The sequence below is a fragment of the Marinobacter sp. VGCF2001 genome (assembly GCF_049943275.1).
Taxonomy (GTDB): Bacteria; Pseudomonadota; Gammaproteobacteria; order Pseudomonadales; family Oleiphilaceae; genus Marinobacter.
The window spans coordinates 109,927-123,378 of record NZ_JBNFVX010000007.1; the positions used below are offsets into that span (position 1 = coordinate 109,927).

A 13,452-nucleotide genomic window follows, 5' to 3' on the forward strand; every position below is an offset into this window, starting at 1 on the left:
GCCTCAGAGTTCAACGCCAGCCGTTTGCGGGGCATCCGGTACCTGATCCTCAAGAGTGAACGCCGGGGCCGAAGGAGTTTCCGTGCGCCGGACCGGGGTGATCTTCATGCCAGGTCCGACTTTGGCGGTGCCGTTGGCCACCAGCAGGTCGCCTTCTTTCAGGCCGTCGCTGATCACCCGAAACGCGCCAAACCGTTCACCGGTTTGGACCGGCGTATAACCGGTTTGCCCCTGTGCATCGACGGTCAGCACGAAACGGCTGTCCAGATCCCGGGCAATGGCCCGGTCCGGTACCAGAACCCTGGCTTCACTGGCGGCCACTGCGACCTTGACCCGGGCAAAGGCCCCCGGCACCAAACGGTCATCGGAGTCGGCAAGCACCGCCCGCAGACGCAAGGTGCCGGTTTGGGTATCGATACGATTATCAACAAAATCGATCTCGCCCACGTGGCGAAATACCCGCTCACCGGTCAGTTGAACCCGGACCGGCGCGCCCAGAGCCTGCTCCCGGGTTTGGAAAAAGCGGTACCAGGTGCTCTCGTCCATGTCGAAATAGGCGTAGCGATGATTGTCCGAGGCAATGGTCGTCAACCGGCTCTGGTTAGCGGTGACGGTATTCCCGGGCGTGATCGCCGCCCGGGAAATCACGCCATCAATGGGTGAGCGGATGGTGGTGTAGCTCAACTGTAACCGGGCCTCCCGAAGCCGGGCCTGCAATGAAGAGACTTCTGCCTCGGCTTGCTGGCGGCGGGACCCGCGCAGTTGGGCCTGCTCTTCGGAGATGGCATTGCTCTGCAACAGCCGGTCTGCGCGGCGGGCTTCGGCCCGGGCCTGAAAAAGCGCCGCCCGGGCGCTGGCCAGTTCGGCATCGAGTTGTTCCACGCGGGCAACCAGTTGTCGATCATCCAGCTGAAACAGAACTTCGCCCTGGCGCACCCGCTGCCCTTCCACAAACTGCACCGTTTCAACCACACCAGACACGCGCGGCCGAAGCGCCACGGTTTCCGGGGCCTCTATGCGTGTGGTGTAGGTCTTCTGCGGTTGCACTCGGGCACTGGCGGCCGCCACCACCTCTACGGAGGGTGGCTGAGACGTGCGGGAGGCCGGCTGGGTAGCGTTTCCGCACCCGGAGAGAACAAAAGCAGCTGTGCCCAGCAAGGCGAGCATTCGAAACATCATGGAATCGACCCTGTATCGTTCGTAAAGGCGAGTTCGGAACCGGTCTGGCAAGCAGCGGCCAGAGTCCGGCACGATTTGGTTTGGGGCGGGATTATCGTGACTTTGGCCAACCGGCAATAATCATCATGCGGTATTGGCGTTATCACACTCAGTGATATAACAAACTCGAGGCAGGCAGACAGGCACAAACCGGGTGATCCGGCGGGGAAAGGTGCGGGCCCGCAGGCCCGACCGGATCACCCTGTTGTCAGGTCAGGATTGGTGACCAACACGGATAACGCGTTTACCGAAGTTTTCTCCGCGCAGCAGGCCCACGAACGCCTCCGGAGCAGCCTCCAACCCGTCAATGATTTCCTCGCGGTACTTGATCTTGCCCTGCTCCACCCAGGGGCCCATGACTTCCGAGAATTCGGGATAGAGGTGGCCGAAATCCTCAAAGATGATGAACCCCTGCATCTTGATGCGCTTGCGCAGAAGCACCGACATCAGCCAGTTCATGCGGTCCGGCCCCGGGGGCAACTCACTGGCGTTGTACTGCGACACCAGCCCGCACACTGGCACCCGCGCGTTGGTGTTCAGCAACGGAATCACCGCATCCAGTACCTTGCCACCGACGTTCTCGAAATAGACATCAATGCCGTCCGGGCAGGCTTTGCCCAGCTGTTCCTTGAGGTCGGGCGCGGTGTGATCGAGGCAGGCATCAAAACCCAGCTCGTCGACCGCGTAGGCGCACTTTTCCGGCTTGCCGGCAATGCCAACGACGCGGCACCCCAGCAGCTTGCCGATCTGGCCAACGGTGGCACCCACCGGGCCGGTTGCCGCGGCCACCACAATGGTTTCCCCGGCCTTTGGCTGGCCGATCTTGGTGAGCCCGGCCCAGGCGGTGAAGCCCGGCATCCCCAGAACCCCCAGTGCCCAGGACGGATGCGCCGGTGACGCCCCGAGATTGATCAACCCGGTACCGTCCGAGACCGCAAAGTCCTGCCAGCCGTTCATGCACAGCACCCAGTCACCCACCGCAAATCCGTCAAGATGAGACGATTCCACCCGCGCCACTGTGCCGCCGACCATCACCTCGCCAATGGCCACCGGCGCCGCGTAAGACGGGGCATCGCTCATCCGGCCCCGCATATACGGGTCCAGCGACAGGAACTCGGTCCGCAACAGCATCTGCCCCGCTGCGGGCGAAGGCACCGCTTCCTCGACCAGGCGCAGGGTGTTGTCGGTCGGCTCGCCTGTCGGGCGCTCTGCCAGCACAAATTTACGGTTTACCGTGTTGCTCTGTGTCATGTTCAAACACCTCCTCAGGTCGTTTGTGGAAGACAGTGAAAATCAACAGAAGAAGAGCGGGTCAGGCCGAGTGTATGCCACCGCGCCGGAGTGCCAGCGGCCCTCCGTTGCGGCCATTCAGCACCGCGCTGATTTCGGCAACGATGGCCACCGCGACACTCTCTGGCGTGTCGCCGCCCAGGTCGAGCCCCACCGGGTAGTGCAGCTTCTCCAGGGCCGACAGCGACCGGCTGTGTTCGTCCATCTCCGCCAGCAAGCGTTCCGTCCGGTAACGGGGGCCCAGTTGCCCAACGTAGATTGCTCCGCTGTTCAGGGCCCGGGATAACCAGTGCTTATCCTGCTCCAGGCTGTGGGTCAGAATGACGACGGCGGCGCCTTCCAGCAAATCGGCGGGGGAAAAAGGCTCATCCACGCCCAGCGCACGAACCTCATCGGCCTCGGGGAAACGGGCCGGCACCGCGAAGTTGGCTCGGCCATCAATAACGGCAACCTGCCAGCCCTGCATCTTTGCCACTTTCACCAGGGGCTGCGCATCATGCCCGGCGCCGAACACCACCAGGCGTTGCGGCGGTGCCAGCCACTCGACAAACACTTCAATGTCGGGGTCGGCATAACGCCGCAACAGCGACCGGCCGCTGGCCATCACCGATTGCATATCGGCAACGATTGCCTGCCGGACAGCGCCTGATGGCAGCTGCCCGTCCACCTCGCCGTCCGGGTTGAGCGTCAGGCGCTGGCCCACGGTAACGTCGGCATCGGCGGGCGCCGAAATCACGGTGGCGATCACCGCCGGCTGCCGGCGTGCTTTTACCTGCTTCAGGGTCCGCACCAGGTGCGAGGGCGCGGAGGCGGCAATACGCTCGAACAGCAGATGCACCTTGCCGTCGCAGCCCAGCGCAAAGTGATAGGAAGAATCACTGGCCTCGCCCTCCTCGTCTGTGCTGTAACTGCGCACGGTCGGCCCATCCGAGGTCAGCCAGAAGGCCTTGCGGATGACATCCTGCTCAAGACAGCCACCACTGACCGTGCCTTCCGACTGTCCCAGCGAAGAAATCAGCATACGCGCCCCCGGCCGCCGGTAGGCCGAGCCCTCGACCTTCACCACCGTCGCCAGAACAAACTCCTCGCCGGCGCGCTCCTGATTCTCGATCGCCTCTAACAGCGACACCAATCCCGACATCCTGGAATACCCGTGTAGGTTTAATGCAAGGCCGCAGCCTGACGTTCCCGGATCTGCTCCGGTGTCACCTCCGCGTCCAGGCCACCGAAGTGTTGCAGGACGAAGGTAGTCAGGGCCGACAGCTCATAAGCGTTGTAAATGGTTCCGAAATCCGGCATCCGGTGGTTCACCGGCAGCGAGGACGCTGGATTGCCTTCCATCAGTATACCCATCAGATTCCGCGCCTGCGGATCGTGAACCGTTTTCAGGCCCGCCAGGGTCGCCGCCGGCGACTGGTTACCCTCTCCGTTCCACTGATGACAGCTGGCACAGGCCTCGGCAAACACCTTGCTGCCCAGCCCGGGCTGCTCCGGTGCCGCCAATGTGTCCGCCAGGGGCGTCGGCCGGGGTAAACCCACTGCCTGTGGCTCGGTCTGTTTCAGATAGGTCGCCATCGCCCGCAGATCCCGATCGTTCAGGTGCCTCAGGCTCAGCTCGACGACTTCCGCCATGGGGCCGCCGGCAACGCCCAGGCCCTCGGCATAGCCCTGCCTGAAATAATGCACCAGCTGCTCTTCTGTCCAGGTGCCAATGCCATGGGAATCGCTACCGCTGATGTTGTACGCACGCCAGCCTCCCAGGTCGGCACCGGCCAGGCGCTCGCCGCTATCCATGGCCTGAAACAGATTTCTGGGTGTATGGCACTCCCCGCAGTGTCCGGGCCCTGTGACCAGATAGGCACCCCGGTTCCAGTCCTCACTGCGATCCGGGTCGGGCTCAAACCGGCCTTCGTCGAGAAAGAGCAGATTCCAGAAATACAGCCCCCAGCGCTGATTGAAAGGGAACGCGATATCGTTCTCCGGGGCAACCTGCTCTACCGGGTCCAGACTGAACAGATAGGCCTTGATGGCCAGGATCTCCTCGCGCGGCATTTTGGTGTACGACGTATAAGGAAAGGCCGGGTAGTAATGATCGCCATCTGGGCCAATACCCTCTTGCAGGGCTTTGACAAACTGCTCGTCGCTCCAGCCGCCGATACCGGTTTCCCGGTCTGGCGTGATGTTGGGCGAATACAGCGTGCCAAACGGCAGTTCGAAGGCCAACCCGCCGGCATAGGGTTCCTTGCCGGGCGCGGTATGGCAAGCCACGCAGTCCGCTGCTTTGGCCAGGTATTCGCCTTTTTCAAGCATCGCCGCATCTTCACTGGCCAGGGACATCCCGGCTCCGGTCATCAGATACGCGAGCAAACCATAAACCAACGTTCTCACAGCGCCTCCCTTAAACAATGTAATAGCCTGAACGAGTCAGCGGTAACTGGCGCACACGATCACCGAATGCGGCATGAACGGCGTTGACCAGCGCCGGGCCAATCAGCGCAGTCCCGGCTTCACCCACGCCTCCCGGTGCCTCTGCGCTGGGCACAATATCCACGTCCACCGAGGGAGCTTCGCCCATACGCAACTGGCGATACTCGTGGAAGTTTTCCTGCTGGACTTGCCCCTGCTCGATCTCGATTTCATTGAACAGCGCCGCCGACAACCCGAACAGGGTGCCGCCTTCCATTTGCGCTTTTACAGAGGTGGGATTGGTCACCAGGCCACAATCCACCACCGTCACCAGACGGTCTATGCGGATGCCCTTGTCGCCCACCGCCGACAGCTCCACCACGGTCGCCACCACGCTGCCAAACACCTCACCGACCGCCAGGCCGCGGCCCCGGCCCTCGGGCAGCGGGTCACCCCAGTTACTCTGCTCAGCCAGCCGTTCCAGTGCCGCCACTACTCTGGGGCGATGCTGAAGCAGTGTTTTGCGGTACCTCAGCGGGTCAATCCCGGCGTTGTGAGCCAGTTCATCGATGAAGCATTCCACCGCAAAGGTGCCTCGCAGAATACCCACCCCACGCCACCAGGACACAGGTACCACCTCCGGCTCCTCCCGGATGTAGTGCACCTTGAGATCGTCCAGTTGGTAGACCGGGTCTACCGCCACTTCCACGGCATCGAAGTCCACCCCGTTATCGGGCAGGCCACCGAGATAGCGCGCAATAATCGAGCCGCCGGCAATGCGATGGCGCCATCCCGCCGGATAACCATCCTCCCCGATGGCTGCGGTCATGCGGTCAACGTAACGGGGCCGGTACAGATCGTGGGTCATGTCTTCTTCCCGGCTCCAGGTCAGCTTGACCGGATAATCCACCTTGCTGGCAATCTGGACGGCCTGGGTGATGAAATCGAAATCCAGCCGGCGCCCGAAAGCGCCACCAATCCACTGGTTGTGGATCCGGATCTGTTCCGGGCTGAGCCCGGTAACCGAAGCGGCGGTTTGTTGCGCCAGGCCGGGCACCTGGGTTCCCACCCACAGATCGCAACTGTCGGCCTGTACATGGGCCACACAGGTCATCGGCTCAAGCGGGGAATGGGACAGAAACGGCTGTTCATAAACCGCCTCGAACTGCGTTGTGGCCGCATCCAGTGACTGGGCAATGTTTCCGTTCTCAGCCGCCACCACCCCATCACGGCGGCTGGCCTCGTGCAGCTTCTCAGCGACCCGGGCGGAATCGAGTTCGCGGTTGGCACCGTAGTCCCACTCAATGTCCAGAGCCTTGAGGCCCTCAAAACAGGCCCAGGTATTCGTGGCCGTAACAGCGACCGCGTTGTCCAGAACCACAATATCCTTTACTCCGGGAATCGCCCGCGCTGCACGGTCCGAGACCTGGCGCACGGTGCCGCCGTAGACCGGGCAGGCCCGGGCCGAAGTAATCAGCATCCCCGGAACGTCCAGATCAATGGTGAATTTCGCCTCACCATTTACTTTTGCCGGGGTATCCAGACGCTGCGCCGGTGTTCCGATCAGCCGGAACGCCTCCGGCTGCTTGAGTTCCACGGTCTCCGGCAGGGGATAAGTCGCAGCCAGATCCACCAGCTCGCCATAACCGAGCGCCTGACCATCCGGCCCGAGCACCTGACCATCCCGGGCCTGGCACTGCCCCGCCTCAACCTTCCAGACCGAGGCAGCGGCCTCAACCAGCAACATTCGTGCGGTCGCCCCGGCCCGCCTCAGAGGTTCCCAGGTATACCGGGTCGAGGTTGAACCACCGGTAGCCTGAAACTGCAGCAGGGTGTCGGTATACAGCTCGGCATCGGGTGGTGCCTCTTGCAGGTCAATCTGGTCAAGCCCGACTTCCAGCTCCTCGGCGACCATCATGGCAATACCGGTGTGAATGCCCTGCCCCATCTCAATTTTGGGCGAGATCACCGCAACCCGGCCATCATGTCCGACCCGGACAAAGGCACCGAAACCTTCGGCAAAGCGGTCACCCAGGGCGCCCTTTTGGGTGGCGACGGCGGCTGCGGCGGCACTTTTGGGCGCAAACGGCGGCAGCCAGGCGCCGACCATAAGCCCGCCCATGGCCGCGGTGCTGCCTTTCAGAAACTGCCGGCGGGATGCCTTCTGCTGTGTCCGTTTGCTACTGCTCATGGTTGCCAGACTCCTACACTCTCGCTAACGTCCTGAATGGCACTGCGAATCCGGGTGTACGTGGCACAACGGCAGATGTTGCCGGCCATCGCCTGGTCAATCGCGTGATCGTCGATGCCAGTATTATTGGCCAGCAACGCCACCGCAGACATGATCTGGCCAGACTGGCAATACCCGCACTGGGCAACCTCATGGTCGAGCCAGGCGCGCTGGACCTTTTGCGCCAACGGTTGCTCGCCGATGGCCTCAATGGTGGTGATCTCGCGGCCCGAGACATCGCCCACCGGCATGACACAGGAACGGATGGGCTGGCCATCCATGTGGACCGTACAGGCGCCGCACTGGGCAATGCCGCAGCCGAACTTGGTCCCCGTCAGTTTGAGAATGTCCCGCAACACCCAGAGCAATGGCATATCACCGGGTACATCCACAACATGGGTCTGATTGTTTACTTTCACCGTCTGCATGGTGCCCTCTTGTCGCAACTGGAACCGCATAGGCGGCTAACAAATATCAAGCCATGAAGAGTAGACCAGTCGTCTAGTAGGGTCAAGATCGCCCTGTTAATGGCCGCACATATCACCTCAAATGATCGACGACACCGTCAGAAGAATCGCAAACAGGCCAACAATAAAGGCCACCGGTGTCGAATCCCGCCAGGCCTGAACCGGGTTCGCCAGGCAACGCTTCAGGGCCTTTAAAAACCGCCTTGGCGTGTAGATATTCTTCCGGTAGTTGGCGAGGAAATACTTGAGCGTGGGCTCCGGCATACTTTCCCGATCGAACCGGTACCACAGCTTCAGAACCCCCATCAGATCCTTGCCCCGCCCCCAGTCTGCCACCGTTCGGGGCAGGAGATACATGGGCACGGCGGAGCCGAAATCAATGATTCTTGGCTCACCGGAGACCGAGCACAACACATTGCCCGAATTGCCCAAATCGAAATGGATAACGCCCCGGCGGTGCAACTGCTGCACCGCGGCGTAAAGGCGTATGAAAAAATCCTCCGGAATGCCCCCATCCCGGCTCTGGTCCTTCAAACGCGCCCCTTCCACGAAATCATAAGCCAATGTCCCGGGAGACTCCTTGCACCGGCTGGCCCGGCCGGGCGTGAACGCCAACCCGTCAACCCGCTGCAGCATTCGGTATTCGTGCCCGGCCAGCAGCCTGAAATAAGGCGCCAGCGGAAACACCGACGGATAACCTTTAACCATCCGTTGCTCGCCGGACGGGTGTTTCACCACCGCGGTTGACGGCTTGTACCAGCGCCCCGGGCGCAGACCCCGATCAACCGGCGCATAGTGCACATCAACACACTCAAGGAGATTACGGCTTTGAGAACTCATCACGCATTCCTTCTGAAACGTTGGCCCCGGCAACACGGCAGCGCAACGCATCGACGTCAGGCCTGAGACGCTTGCCACCGGGGCTTTCTCTGGGTAGCCGGGAATTATTGGGCAGGGCAGATAAGGTGAATAATTCCGAAACGGTATGTCATTCATCACCGGGTGTGATAACTGCCACCCCATAGCCCGGGGCTGGGGTGGCGGCGGCCGAAGACTCGCTCAGGCTTCGGTGGCGGCCGGGGCCGTCACTGGGCCGGCGGTCTCCTGGCCAGAATCGTATGTCGGATAGTCGATGTAACCCTTTGCGGAGCCACCGTACATGGTGGCAGGGTCCACCTCGTTCCAGGGCAAACCTCTGCGGATTCGGTCCGGCAAATCGGGATTGGCGATGAAGGGCTTGCCGAACGCAAACAGATCACCATAGCCTGCTGCCAACATTTTCAAAGCTTTTTCAGGCGTGTAACGACCGGCAAAAATCAAAGCGCCGTCAAATGCGTTGCGCAGTTCGGCGCAAAAGCTCTCGGGCAGCTCCGGCGCGTTGTCCCAATCCGCTTCGGCAATGGAGATGTAGGCAATACCCCGGCGCTGAAGCAGCCTGGCCGCTTCCAGATAGGTTCCGTGGGGGTCCGATTCGACCAACCCCAGGTACACGCGCTCTTCGTTGGTACTTTCGAACAGCGGCGCAAAACGAACGCCAAGGCGGTCGGCGCCAACCTCCTCGGAAATCGCGACGACAATTTCATCCAGAAACCGGAGGCGATTCTGCAAGCTGCCACCGTACTGGTCGGTACGGTGATTAGTGTGTTCCGAGAGAAACTGGTTCACCAGATAACCGTTGGCGCCGTGAATCTCGACACCGTCGAAACCCGCATCGATGGCATTGCGGGCTGCCCGGGCGTAGAGCTTAACCAGCTCCTCAACCTCTTCGGTGGTTAACGCACGAGGTTGATCCGGGTTGGCCAGTGCGCCCTCTCCGGGGCCGGTTTCCACAAACACTTTGACATCTTCAGCCGCAATGGCGGAAGGCGCGACCGGCGCCTCACCGCCGGGTTGCAGCGACCGATGGGACACCCGCCCAACGTGCCACAGCTGGCAGAAAATGGTTCCGCCCTCGCGGTGGACCGCCCGGGTAACCGCTTTCCACCCTTCAATCTGCGCCTCCGAGAAAATGCCCGGGGTCCAGGCATACCCCTGCCCTCTGGGCTCTATTTGGGTGCCTTCGGTGACCATAAAACCGGCCGACGCACGCTGGGCGTAATAGGTGGCCATCAACTCGTTGGGAATATTGCCGGGTTGGGTGCTGCGGGACCGGGTCAGCGGTGGCAGTACAATGCGGTTCCTCAGCGTCTGATTGCCGAGCCGAACCGTCTCGAAAAGCGAACTGGTCTTCATCATCTGGTTTCCTGTTCTGGTGACTGGATAAGTCATGACAGGCGCCATCTTAGGGAGATAGAATCACAAGCAGAAGCAGTAATTTTTGGTTTAAGATACAAATATGGCAGATATTAATCGGATTGATCTGAAGCAGTTGCGAGTGTTCAGGGCGCTTCTGAAGGAAAGGAATGTCACCCGGGCGGCGGCCCGGATGGGCATGACCCAGCAGGCGGTGAGCGCCCAGTTGGCCAAGCTCCGGGACACCTTTGAAGACCGCCTGTTTTTGCGAGCAGGCCAGGGCGTGATCCCCACCCCGCTGGCCGAGCAGCTGGAGCCGAGAATAAACGCCGTCTTTGAGAGCCTCTCGGAACTGATCAAGCCAACCGGCTTCAGTCCGGCAACGGTGCAGGCGACCTACGTGATCTCCGCCACCGATTACGCCGTCGCCGTGGTCCTGCCCAGGCTGATGAGGCGGGTGCGGGAACTGGCCCCGGGGCTGAAGCTGATTGTGCGGGATTTCGAAAGCGACCGGTTGCCCTCGTTGCTGGCGTCGGGTGACGTCGACCTATCCCTGACCTTTCCGGCCTTCGCTCCCGACAACTGCCAGACTCTGTGGCTGTTTTCGGAACATCATATCTGTGTCACCCGGCAGGACTCGCACCTGCATCAACAACGAATGACCATCGGCGACATCGCAGATTTGCCCCAGCTCATCGTGTCGCCGGCCAGGGCGAACCTGATCGGTTCCGCCGATGAATGGTTTGCGAGCAAGGGCTATAAACGCAACATTGTTATGTCGGTGCCCAGCTTTTCTGCCGCTCCCGCCTGCATTGCCGCCACAGATTGCATTGCTTTTCTACCCTCACGCATTCTGCCGCATCCATTGGTCAGAGCTCTGGAACTGGACCAGTCCCCCCCCTGTTTCGATGTGATTGCGGCCTGGCATCCGCGCTCAAGCCAGGATGCCCTGCACCGGTGGATTCTGTCACTTCTACAACAGGAATTTCCTAGATAGGCCGGTGGCGGAGCCGACAAGCCGCGCCCGCGCTCACCATTCAACAACGATCTTGCCAAAATGGCCGCCATTCTCCTGATAGCGGAAGGCCTCGGCCAATTGCTCGAAACCGAAATGCCGGTCAATCACAGGATGCAGGCGGTTTTGCTCAAGCGCTTGAATATACTCCCTCTGCTGGCGGCGATTGCCCACAACCAGTCCCTGAAGGCGCGCCTGTTTAGCCATCAGCAAGCCGGTGGGCACCGCGCCTTCGCGGCCCGTCAACACGCCTATCAAAGCCACGCGACCGCCCACACGAACAGCTCGTAGCGACTGGCCGAGGGTACCGGGGCCCCCAACCTCGACAACGTGATCAACACCTCGACCACGGGTAAAGGCAAGCACTTCCTCGGCCCACTCCGGGTACTCAGCATAGTTGACCGTGTGATCGGCCCCTAACTTCCGCGCTTCTGCCAGCTTTGCGTCTGAGGATGAAGTAATGACAACCCGGGCACCCATGGCCTTGGCAATCTGCAGAGCGGCAATCGATACCCCTCCGGTGCCGAGCAGGAGCACGGTTTCTCCTGCCATCAACTGGCCTTCAACCACCAGCGCGCGCCAGGCTGTGAGGCCAGCGGTGGTGATGGTGGCCGCCTCGGCGTGGCTCCACCCCGTCGGAGCAAGGGTGAAATCGGTTGCGGAGCGAACCACATATTCAGCGGCAAAGCCGTCGGTTCCGTCTCCTGGCGTGCCAGCGAAGTTTCCGACACCCTCAAAAGGCTGCCCATCCTGCCATTGAGGAAAAAAACCGGAGACCACGTGGTCCCCGATCTGGAACTCCGAGACTCCCTCACCCACGGCTTCGACGACACCGGCGCCATCGGACATCAGAATCCGCCCGTCTTCTGTCGGGATAGTGCCATTGGCTACCAACAGATCATGGTAATTCAGCGAGCTGGCCCGCACCGCCAGCCGGATCTGCCCCGGGCCGGGTTGTCCCGGATCACGGGCTTCTGCCACTTCCAGTGTCTCCAGCCCGCCCGGAGTTCTGAGGATAACGGTTTTCATAAAATACCTCCAAAAAGTAGACCAGTCGTATAGTAAGGGAAAAAATTTTAGCTCAGCGTATGCCAAGCAGTTGACGGGTCGCATTGAGAGCGGATTCGAGGGGCTCCCGATCACGGGTGATTTTGCCGCGCAAGCTGGCCCCCAACCATAGGTGATACAGCGTTGCGGCGGTCGATTCCGGCGCCAGATCCGCAGGTAGCGAGCCGTCGGCAATACCGTCCTCAACGGCCTGCCCAAGTCGCGCGATCACCCGGGTGGTTTCCCTGTTCAGAACACTGCGCATGGTTTCGGACAGGTCGCACACTTCCGCCGCCAGTTTGACGGTCAGGCATTTGCCCTGGGCGTCGCCGGCGGATTGCGTTTCCAGCCAGGTTTGCCAATAACTCAGCAGACGCTCTGCTCCGGAACGATCCGGTACCGACAACATCGCATCCAGCGACGCGTGATAATCGGCAAAGTAACTCTTCAGCAGCTCTTCACCGAAGGCCTCTTTCGAGCCGAAATAATGGTAGAAGGAACCTTTGGGCACGCCCGAGGCCTTCAGTATTTCGTTGAGACCAACCGCACTGAATCCTTTACCGCTGATGATGATCTCTGCGGTTTTGAGGATGTGGCGTCGTACATCGTGAGTTGCTGTTTTCGTGACCATGGCCGGATTCTAAGTGCGATTAGACCGATTGTCTAGCGAGCGGCTCAGGCAAAGGTTTTGCCGGAAATCAGGTTCTGAACCATGGGCCGGATAATCAGCTCCATGGCCAGGGCCAGCTTGGGGCCCGGTATCACAAGCGTGTCGTGACGGGACAGGCTGCTTTGGGGGATGGCCTGCAGCAGCCACGAAAAATCCACATCCGCGGCCTCGCGAAAGTGGATCACCACCATGCTTTCATCTTCGCTGGGGACATCCCGGGCCACAAAGGGGTTGGAGGTATCAACCAGGGGAATCCGCTGGAAGTTGATGTGGGTGTGGGAAAACTGCGGCACGATGTCACGCACGTAATCGTCCATGCGGTTGATGATGGTCTGGACAACCGCATCCTGGCTGTAGCCGCGCTGATGGGTGTCCCGATGGATTTTCTGAATCCATTCCAGGTTAACAATCGGCACGACGCCAATCAGCAGATCGACATACTGGGCGATGTTGCAGGTGTCACTGACCACCCCCCCATGCAAGCCTTCGTAAAACAGAAGGTCGGTGTCGGCAGGCAGAGATTCCCACGGCGTAAAGGTGCCGGGTTTATGGCCAAGGGCAAGCAATTCGCGGTCTTCGTCATGAACGTACTGCCGGTAACGGCCATTACCGGTATGGCCATAGTCGTAGAACAACGCTTCAAGGCGGTCGATGTGGTTGGCCGCCAGGGCAAAGTGGTTGCGTTCACCAAACAGTCCCTTGGCCGCAAGGCGGGCCATTTGCTCCCGGGTATATCGGTGAAAGCTGTCGCCGCGAACCATGGCCGCCTCAATGCCTTCACTGGCAAACATTCGGCCGAATACCCGCCCGGTTGTGGTGGTTCCGGCACCGGAGGAACCAGTGACGGCAATGATCGGGTGGCGTCTGGACATAATGA

At 60.9% G+C, this 13,452-nt stretch carries 12 protein-coding genes; 1 reads left to right on the forward strand and 11 read right to left on the reverse strand.

The features are described from left to right. Positions 1-3 precede the first annotated feature (3 nt). From ACP2AU_RS09385 to ACP2AU_RS09420, 8 genes are all read right to left on the reverse strand, one after another. Entirely contained in the window at positions 4-1,179 is a 1,176-nt protein-coding gene (locus tag ACP2AU_RS09385) for an efflux RND transporter periplasmic adaptor subunit (RefSeq protein WP_426375863.1), read from the reverse strand. Between the two features lie 252 nt (positions 1,180-1,431). Next, positions 1,432-2,469: an NADP-dependent oxidoreductase gene (locus tag ACP2AU_RS09390; protein WP_426375864.1), complete on the reverse strand. Its 1,038-nt coding sequence runs from the start codon at positions 2,467-2,469 to the stop codon at positions 1,432-1,434. A 61-nt stretch (positions 2,470-2,530) separates the two neighbouring features. Next, positions 2,531-3,649 carry an XdhC family protein gene (locus ACP2AU_RS09395; RefSeq protein WP_426375865.1) on the reverse strand — a complete coding sequence of 373 codons (1,119 nt, stop codon included), beginning with the start codon at positions 3,647-3,649 and terminating at the stop codon, positions 2,531-2,533. A 20-nt stretch (positions 3,650-3,669) separates the two neighbouring features. Next, entirely contained in the window at positions 3,670-4,860 is a 1,191-nt protein-coding gene (locus ACP2AU_RS09400) for a c-type cytochrome (protein WP_426375893.1), read from the reverse strand. 46 nt (positions 4,861-4,906) lie between these two features. Next, positions 4,907-7,105, reverse strand: coding sequence for a molybdopterin cofactor-binding domain-containing protein (locus ACP2AU_RS09405; RefSeq protein WP_426375866.1), 2,199 nt, complete (start codon positions 7,103-7,105; stop codon positions 4,907-4,909). After that, entirely contained in the window at positions 7,102-7,572 is a 471-nt protein-coding gene (locus ACP2AU_RS09410) for a (2Fe-2S)-binding protein (protein ID WP_286715429.1), read from the reverse strand. The genes ACP2AU_RS09405 and ACP2AU_RS09410 overlap by 4 nt, the downstream gene beginning before the upstream one ends. Positions 7,573-7,689: 117 nt before the next feature. Beyond that, positions 7,690-8,451: a hypothetical protein gene (locus ACP2AU_RS09415; RefSeq protein WP_426375867.1), complete on the reverse strand. Its 762-nt coding sequence runs from the start codon at positions 8,449-8,451 to the stop codon at positions 7,690-7,692. 219 nt (positions 8,452-8,670) lie between these two features. Continuing rightward, entirely contained in the window at positions 8,671-9,843 is a 1,173-nt protein-coding gene (locus ACP2AU_RS09420) for an alkene reductase (protein ID WP_426375894.1), read from the reverse strand. Positions 9,844-9,946: 103 nt separating this feature from the next. Between ACP2AU_RS09420 and ACP2AU_RS09425 the strand changes: the two genes are divergently transcribed. After that, the gene (locus tag ACP2AU_RS09425; RefSeq protein WP_426375868.1) at positions 9,947-10,840 is read left to right on the forward strand and encodes a LysR family transcriptional regulator; all 894 of its coding nucleotides are present in this window, start codon (positions 9,947-9,949) and stop codon (positions 10,838-10,840) included. Positions 10,841-10,873: 33 nt separating this feature from the next. Here ACP2AU_RS09425 and ACP2AU_RS09430 read toward each other — a convergent pair whose 3' ends face one another. Genes ACP2AU_RS09430 through ACP2AU_RS09440 form a run of 3 tightly spaced genes read right to left on the reverse strand, consistent with a single transcriptional unit; the run spans position 10,874 to position 13,447 of the window. Beyond that, the gene (locus tag ACP2AU_RS09430; protein ID WP_426375869.1) at positions 10,874-11,887 is read right to left on the reverse strand and encodes a zinc-dependent alcohol dehydrogenase family protein; all 1,014 of its coding nucleotides are present in this window, start codon (positions 11,885-11,887) and stop codon (positions 10,874-10,876) included. A 52-nt stretch (positions 11,888-11,939) separates the two neighbouring features. Then, positions 11,940-12,536, reverse strand: coding sequence for a TetR/AcrR family transcriptional regulator (locus ACP2AU_RS09435; protein WP_426375870.1), 597 nt, complete (start codon positions 12,534-12,536; stop codon positions 11,940-11,942). A gap of 44 nt (positions 12,537-12,580) precedes the next feature. Further along, a complete protein-coding gene (locus ACP2AU_RS09440; protein ID WP_426375871.1) occupies positions 12,581-13,447 on the reverse strand; it encodes a phosphoribulokinase in 867 nt (288 codons plus the stop codon). Positions 13,448-13,452 lie beyond the last annotated feature (5 nt).

Excerpts from the sequence above, each read along its gene's own strand:
- ACP2AU_RS09390 (WP_426375864.1), bottom strand. The coding sequence starts at position 2,469 with ATGACACAGAGCAACACGGTAAACCGTAAATTTGTGCTGGCAGAGCGC.
- ACP2AU_RS09405 (WP_426375866.1), bottom strand. The coding sequence starts at position 7,105 with ATGAGCAGTAGCAAACGGACACAGCAGAAGGCATCCCGCCGGCAGTTT.
- ACP2AU_RS09435 (WP_426375870.1), bottom strand. The coding sequence starts at position 12,536 with ATGGTCACGAAAACAGCAACTCACGATGTACGACGCCACATCCTCAAA.
- ACP2AU_RS09395 (WP_426375865.1), bottom strand. The coding sequence starts at position 3,649 with ATGTCGGGATTGGTGTCGCTGTTAGAGGCGATCGAGAATCAGGAGCGC.
- ACP2AU_RS09440 (WP_426375871.1), bottom strand. The coding sequence starts at position 13,447 with ATGTCCAGACGCCACCCGATCATTGCCGTCACTGGTTCCTCCGGTGCC.
- ACP2AU_RS09425 (WP_426375868.1), top strand. The coding sequence starts at position 9,947 with ATGGCAGATATTAATCGGATTGATCTGAAGCAGTTGCGAGTGTTCAGG.
- ACP2AU_RS09400 (WP_426375893.1), bottom strand. The coding sequence starts at position 4,860 with ATGACCGGAGCCGGGATGTCCCTGGCCAGTGAAGATGCGGCGATGCTT.
- ACP2AU_RS09410 (WP_286715429.1), bottom strand. The coding sequence starts at position 7,572 with ATGCAGACGGTGAAAGTAAACAATCAGACCCATGTTGTGGATGTACCC.
- ACP2AU_RS09415 (WP_426375867.1), bottom strand. The coding sequence starts at position 8,451 with ATGAGTTCTCAAAGCCGTAATCTCCTTGAGTGTGTTGATGTGCACTAT.
- ACP2AU_RS09385 (WP_426375863.1), bottom strand. The coding sequence starts at position 1,179 with ATGATGTTTCGAATGCTCGCCTTGCTGGGCACAGCTGCTTTTGTTCTC.
- ACP2AU_RS09430 (WP_426375869.1), bottom strand. The coding sequence starts at position 11,887 with ATGAAAACCGTTATCCTCAGAACTCCGGGCGGGCTGGAGACACTGGAA.
- ACP2AU_RS09420 (WP_426375894.1), bottom strand. The coding sequence starts at position 9,843 with ATGAAGACCAGTTCGCTTTTCGAGACGGTTCGGCTCGGCAATCAGACG.